The organism is Nocardia sp. NPDC059154 (genome assembly GCF_042755705.1).
Lineage (GTDB): Bacteria > Actinomycetota > Actinomycetes > Mycobacteriales > Mycobacteriaceae > Nocardia.
Map to the genome: position 1 here is coordinate 81,808 of NZ_JBHZCS010000043.1, position 6,000 is coordinate 87,807.

General features: G+C 69.2%; 6 protein-coding genes. All 6 read left to right on the forward strand.

What is annotated here, in order from left to right; all coding sequences use genetic code 11:
- Positions 1–78 precede the first annotated feature (78 nt).
- The 6 genes from ACFXN1_RS31800 (at position 79) to groL (ending at position 5,850) form a co-directional block, all read left to right on the forward strand.
- Complete coding sequence (locus ACFXN1_RS31800; RefSeq protein WP_379401318.1) at positions 79–510, forward strand: hypothetical protein; 432 nt, start codon at positions 79–81, stop codon at positions 508–510.
- A gap of 150 nt (positions 511–660) precedes the next feature.
- Complete coding sequence (locus ACFXN1_RS31805; RefSeq protein WP_379438229.1) at positions 661–1,563, forward strand: RNA polymerase sigma-70 factor; 903 nt, start codon at positions 661–663, stop codon at positions 1,561–1,563.
- A 125-nt stretch (positions 1,564–1,688) separates the two neighbouring features.
- Positions 1,689–2,771, forward strand: coding sequence for an NAD(P)/FAD-dependent oxidoreductase (locus tag ACFXN1_RS31810; protein ID WP_379438227.1), 1,083 nt, complete (start codon positions 1,689–1,691; stop codon positions 2,769–2,771).
- A 65-nt stretch (positions 2,772–2,836) separates the two neighbouring features.
- Positions 2,837–3,592, forward strand: a complete 756-nt coding sequence (locus ACFXN1_RS31815; RefSeq protein ID WP_379438225.1) for a Clp protease N-terminal domain-containing protein — start codon at positions 2,837–2,839, stop codon at positions 3,590–3,592.
- A 107-nt stretch (positions 3,593–3,699) separates the two neighbouring features.
- Positions 3,700–4,002 carry a hypothetical protein gene (locus ACFXN1_RS31820; protein ID WP_071343351.1) on the forward strand — a complete coding sequence of 101 codons (303 nt, stop codon included), beginning with the start codon at positions 3,700–3,702 and terminating at the stop codon, positions 4,000–4,002.
- Positions 4,003–4,227: 225 nt separating this feature from the next.
- Entirely contained in the window at positions 4,228–5,850 is a 1,623-nt protein-coding gene (gene groL, locus ACFXN1_RS31825) for a chaperonin GroEL (RefSeq protein ID WP_354843619.1), read from the forward strand.
- The last annotated feature ends 150 nt before the right edge of the window (positions 5,851–6,000 follow it).

Here is a 6,000-nt window from a genome sequence, read left to right on the forward strand (position 1 = left end):
CACCGGGGGCGGGTACGCTGCTGCGAGCGCCGGGCCGGTCCGGTGCTGGCACTCTCGGGAAAGTTCGGAAAGCAGGGTATGAAGCGTCTTTCGATCGTCGCCCTCGCCGCCGGTGCGATGGCGTTGACTCTCGCCGGTTGTGGCTCGGACAAATCCAGTGATACGAACGGCCTGAAGCAGGCCGGGACCACCACTGCGGCCAGAACCACCAGCGCGGGCGCTTCCACTACCGCCGCGGCCCCGGTGGAACCGCCCGCCGAGGCGCCCACCAGCGCCACCGCGGCCAAGAAGACGGCCGCGCCCGCCGGCGCCCAGACCACCTGCGGTGACTTCCGCGACCTCACCGAGGACGCCGAGAAGCAGGTGATCGACCAGGTCCTGGCCGCCAATCCGGGGTCGTTCCTGGACGGCAGCCCGAACGTGGCGCTGGGTACCGCCAAACTGGCCTGCCTGGCCTCGACGTATGCGAATACGCCGGTCGCGGTGGCGATCCGGGTGGCGCCCAAGTAGTTTCGCGCCGATTCTCGGTCGGGCGGCCGTTGGTTCCCCGGCGGGCGCGGACCGCACCCCGGTGGCAGGTGGCGGGTGGTCACCGTGGTGGCCCGCGGCGACAGGCGTATCGTCCTCAAACGATTGCGTAGGACGAGAACTGGGGCACTGATGGACGCGAACGGGCTGGCCGAATTCGAACGGCATCGGCCGCGCCTGTTCGCGCTCGCCTACCGGATGCTCGGCTCGGCTGCCGAGGCCGAGGATGCCGTACAGGAGACCTACCTGCGCTGGGACGGCACCGATCGCGCCGGAATCCGCTCCGCCGAGGCCTGGTTGACCACCATCCTGGTGAACCTCTGCCGCAGCTGGCTGGATTCGGCCCGCGCCCGCCGCGAGACCTACGTCGGCCCCTGGCTGCCCGAACCGGTCCCGACCGGGCACGGCGAACTCGGTCCGCTGGAATCGGCGGAACAGCGCGAACTGGTGTCGATCGCCTTCCTGACGCTGGCGGAGCGGCTCAGCCCCACCGAGCGCGCCGTCTTCGTCCTGCGCGAGGCCTTCGGCTACGCACACCGCGAGATCGCCGACATGCTCGAACTCACCGAGGCCAATGCACAGCAGGTGTACCGCCGCGCCACCCACCGCGTGCACGAGGAGCGTCCGCGCTTCGAACCCGCCCCGGCGCATGCGCGCGAACTGGTCGAAAAGTTCCTCAGCGCAGCGCAATCCGGTGATCTGGCCGCGCTCGAGGCCATGTTCACCGCCGATATCGTCGCCGTCGCCGATGGCGGCGCGAAGGTCCACGCGGCCAAGCGGCCCATCGTCGGCGCCGCGAACGTGGCCCGCTACCTGGTGGGTCTGTTCACCAAGATGCCGGGTCTCACCTTCTCGGTCGAGGAGGTCAATGCCGCGCCGGCGTTCGTGGCCCGGCTGGCGGGGACCGTGATGGGTACCGTGTCCGCCGACTTCGACGGCCCTTCGATTGCTTCGCTCCAGCTCGTGGTGAACCCGGACAAGCTGGCCTATCTCGTGCGTGCCGAGCAGCGAGTCGCCGACGAAACCGCCGGATAGCGGCGATTTCCGCGCCGCGAATTCGCGGGTGACGCAGGACACACCCGGAATCTGTCAGGGATCGCGGGACTGTCCGGTCTAGAGGGTGTCGGCCACCGAGCGGGGGCCGGGTGAGGAGCACTCTGATGACCGGGCAGCATCGAATCGTCGTACTGGGCGCGGGTTATGCGGGGCTGGCCGCGGCACGGCAGGCGGTGAAGGCGAAGGGCGCGCGGGTCACCGTGATCGACCTGCACACCGAATTCGTCGACCGGGTGCGGCTGCATCAGGTCACCGCCGGTCAGGACGTGCCGCGCTGGGAACTGCGGAAGACCCTGGAGGCCAAGGGCATCGAGTTCATTGCCGGCCGCGCGGAACGTATCGACACCGCGGCCCGCCGCGTCGAACTGGCTTCCGGCGGAGTCGTCGAATACGACTCGCTGATCTACGCCCTCGGCAGCCGTGCCGACCTCGGCATGGTGCCCGGCGCCGCCGAATTCGCCCACACCCTGGCGACTTCCGAGGATGTGCGCCGGATCCCCGCGCTCACCGGCCGGGTCGCCGTGGTGGGTGGCGGCCCCACGGGCATCGAGACCGCCACCGAACTCGCCGAATCCCGGCCCGACCTCGAGGTCCTGCTGGTGAGCGCCGATGAACCGGGAGGCTGGCTGATCCCCAAGGCGGCCGCGCACATTCGCGCCGTCCTGGACCGCCTCGGCGTCCGCGTGCACGTCGCCAAGGTGGCGGCGGTGACCGCGGCCGGACTCGAGCTGGTCGACGGCGAGCGCATCGCCGCCGAAACCGTGCTCTGGACAACGGGTTTCACCGTGCCGGAGGTGGCGGCCCGCTCCGGCCTGCCGGTGGACGCGCGCGACCGCGTCCTGGTCGACGAGCAGTTGCGGGTGCAGGGCATCCCGGATGTGTACGCGGTCGGTGACGCCGCGGTCATGCTCGGGCACAACGGCCGCGAGGCGCGGATGTCCTGCCAGGCCGCGCAGCCCGCGGGCAAGTACATCGGTGCGGCGGTGGCCACCCGGGTGCGCGGGAAGACGCCGGCGCCCTATCGGGTCCGTTTCGTGCTGACCTGCGTCAGCCTGGGTCGTCGCGACGGCGTCGTCCAGTTCATGCACGCCGACGACTCGAATGGCCGCACGGTGCTGACCGGTCGCACGGCGGCATGGATCAAGGAGCAGATCGTGCGGGCCGTGGGCCGGGCGGCGAAGCTCTGAGCCCACGCCCGACTATCGTCAACTTAGGGTTGACCATTGCGGTGTGGTCAACCTACAGTTGACGCATGACGAACTCTATCCGCCTCGACGATCTGATCGACGGCATCAAGAAGGCCCGTCCCGACGACGTCCTCGAACAGCTCTCCGACGCCGTGGTCCTCGGCAACCACATCGGCGAGGTGGCCGACCATCTGATCGGCCACTTCGTCGACCAGGCCCGCCGCTCCGGCGCGTCCTGGACCGATATCGGCCAGAGCATGGGCGTGACCAAGCAGGCCGCTCAGAAGCGCTTCGTCCCCAAGACTCCCGCCGACCCGGGCCAGGCCGCCGCCCTCGACCCCAATGCCGGGTTCGCCCGCTTCACCCAGCGCGCCCGCCACGTGGTGATGGCCGCCCAGGAGGAGGCCCGGGCCGTGGGCAATCTCGAAACCCGTCCCGAACACCTGATCCTGGGCCTGCTGGCCGAGCCGGAATCCTTCGCGGTGAAGGTCATCGAGGCCAAGGGTGTCTCGGCCGACGCCGTCCGCCGGGTGGCCACGGCCGCCCTCCCCGCCGCCACCGGCGAACCGGTGCCCGCGCTCATCCCGTTCGACGCGCAGGCCCGCAAGGCCCTCGAGCTGACCTTCCGCGAGGCCTTGCGGCTGGGTCACAACTACATCGGCACCGAGCACCTGCTGCTCGCCCTGCTGGACCAGGAGAACGGCGCCGGCGTCCTGTCCGGCCTGGGTCTGGACAAGGACTCGGTGCAGGCCGATATCGCGGACCTGCTGAGCTCGCTGCCGGTGCCCGGCATCACGGCACCCGCCCCCGACATGCAGTAGTCGGCGTGTCGCTCCACCATGCTGCCGACCTGGTGATGTAGGGCCCGCGATCATCCCCGCGTCACCGGGTCCTCTGGTGTGCATGATGCGGCAGATACGATTGTGGAATGGCGGGCGACGAGGGTTCCGACCTGGTTGCGGGGGAAAAGCGCGCCGATCTGCTGCGCGCGCTCAGTTATGTCTCCACCGAGGACACGCCGGACGGCGGCTACATCGTGAACGGAGACCTCCCACCAGAGGTCGCACCACCGTTCATCCGGGCCATCATGCGAATCGAAGCCGAACTCCTCCTCCAGGATGCCGAGCTCGTCACCGTCGAGCACGGCGAGCCGCGGACTCCGGAGGAACGTCGTACCGACGCCCTGATCGCCCTGCTGCTGCGCGTAGACGACCGTTCCCACTTCTCGTAGTCCTCGTGGGATCCGGGCCGCCGAGAGGACTCGTGCGGCCATCTCCCCAACCTTGCACTCGACTGGGGCGAGTGCTAAAAAGGGATTTGGCACTCCGCACCTGCGAGTGCTAGGTCGGAAACGGTGAGACCGGGCTGTATTTGACCAAATGAGCCGGGTCGTCCGTCGCGGGCACCGAACCTGACCAGATCATGCCAATCCCCTGATCTGGAGGATCTCAACGCAATGGCCAAGACAATTGCGTACGACGAAGAGGCTCGCCGCGGACTCGAGCGTGGCCTGAACAGCCTCGCCGACGCTGTCAAGGTGACCCTGGGCCCCAAGGGCCGCAACGTGGTGCTGGAGAAGAAGTGGGGCGCCCCCACCATCACCAACGACGGTGTCTCCATCGCCAAGGAAATCGAGCTCGAAGACCCGTACGAGAAGATCGGCGCGGAGCTCGTCAAGGAAGTTGCGAAGAAGACCGACGACGTCGCGGGTGACGGCACCACCACCGCCACCGTGCTGGCCCAGGCGCTGGTCCGTGAGGGCCTGCGCAACGTGGCCGCCGGCGCCAACCCGCTCGGCCTGAAGCGCGGCATCGAGAAGGCCGTCGAGGCCGTCACCGCCAAGCTGCTCGACACCGCCAAGGAGGTCGAGACCAAGGAGCAGATCGCTGCCACCGCCGGTATCTCGGCGGGCGACTCGTCCATCGGTGAGCTGATCGCCGAGGCCATGGACAAGGTCGGCAAGGAAGGCGTCATCACCGTCGAGGAGAGCAACACCTTCGGCCTCCAGCTGGAGCTGACCGAGGGCATGCGCTTCGACAAGGGCTACATCTCCGGTTACTTCGTGACCGACCCGGAGCGTCAGGAAGCGGTCCTCGAGGACCCGTACATCCTGCTCGTCGGCTCGAAGATCTCGACCGTCAAGGACCTGCTGCCGCTGCTGGAGAAGGTCATCCAGGCCGGCAAGCCGCTGCTGATCATCGCCGAGGACGTCGAGGGCGAGGCCCTGTCGACCCTGGTCGTCAACAAGATCCGTGGCACCTTCAAGTCCATCGCCGTCAAGGCCCCGGGCTTCGGTGACCGCCGCAAGGCCATGCTGGCCGACATCGCCATCCTGACCGGTGGCGAGGTCATCAGCGAAGAGGTCGGCCTCTCCCTGGAGACCGCCGGTCTGGAGCTGCTGGGCACCGCCCGCAAGGTCGTCATCACCAAGGACGAGACCACCATCGTCGAGGGCGCGGGCGACCCGGAGGCCATCAAGGGCCGTGTCGCGCAGATCCGCACCGAGATCGAGAACTCGGACTCGGACTACGACCGTGAGAAGCTGCAGGAGCGCCTGGCCAAGCTGGCCGGCGGTGTTGCCGTGATCAAGGCCGGCGCCGCGACCGAGGTCGAGCTCAAGGAGCGCAAGCACCGCATCGAGGACGCCGTCCGCAACGCGAAGGCTGCCGTCGAAGAGGGCATCGTCGCCGGTGGTGGCGTGGCGCTGCTGCAGGCCGCCCCGGCCCTGGACGCCCTGTCCCTGTCGGGTGACGAGGCCACCGGCGCGAACATCGTCCGCGTCGCGCTGTCCGCCCCGCTGAAGCAGATCGCCTTCAACGCCGGCCTGGAGCCGGGCGTTGTCGCCGAGAAGGTCTCGAACCTCCCGGCGGGCCACGGCCTGAACGCCGAGTCCGGCGAGTACGTCGACCTGCTGGCCGCCGGCGTTGCCGACCCGGTCAAGGTCACCCGCTCGGCCCTGCAGAACGCGGCCTCCATCGCGGCCCTGTTCCTGACCACCGAGGCCGTCGTCGCCGACAAGCCGGAGAAGGCCGCCCCCGCGGGCGACCCGACCGGCGGCATGGGCGGCATGGACTTCTGAGTCCTGCCTTCCGGCAACACATCTGAAGAACGAGGGCCCGGGGAGAGGGGGGGGGGGGGGGGGGGGAAGGAGGGGGGGGGGGGGGAGGGAGAAAAAGCCCCACCCCCCCCCCCCCCAACCCCGCCCGGAGCGAAGCGGAGGGCACATTAG

What these genes read in the sequence shown, in the direction of transcription:
- ACFXN1_RS31800 (WP_379401318.1), top strand. Translation starts at nt 79, where the DNA reads ATGAAGCGTCTTTCGATCGTCGCCCTCGCCGCCGGTGCGATGGCGTTG.
- ACFXN1_RS31805 (WP_379438229.1), top strand. Translation starts at nt 661, where the DNA reads ATGGACGCGAACGGGCTGGCCGAATTCGAACGGCATCGGCCGCGCCTG.
- ACFXN1_RS31810 (WP_379438227.1), top strand. Translation starts at nt 1,689, where the DNA reads ATGACCGGGCAGCATCGAATCGTCGTACTGGGCGCGGGTTATGCGGGG.
- ACFXN1_RS31815 (WP_379438225.1), top strand. Translation starts at nt 2,837, where the DNA reads ATGACGAACTCTATCCGCCTCGACGATCTGATCGACGGCATCAAGAAG.
- ACFXN1_RS31820 (WP_071343351.1), top strand. Translation starts at nt 3,700, where the DNA reads ATGGCGGGCGACGAGGGTTCCGACCTGGTTGCGGGGGAAAAGCGCGCC.
- groL (WP_354843619.1), top strand. Translation starts at nt 4,228, where the DNA reads ATGGCCAAGACAATTGCGTACGACGAAGAGGCTCGCCGCGGACTCGAG.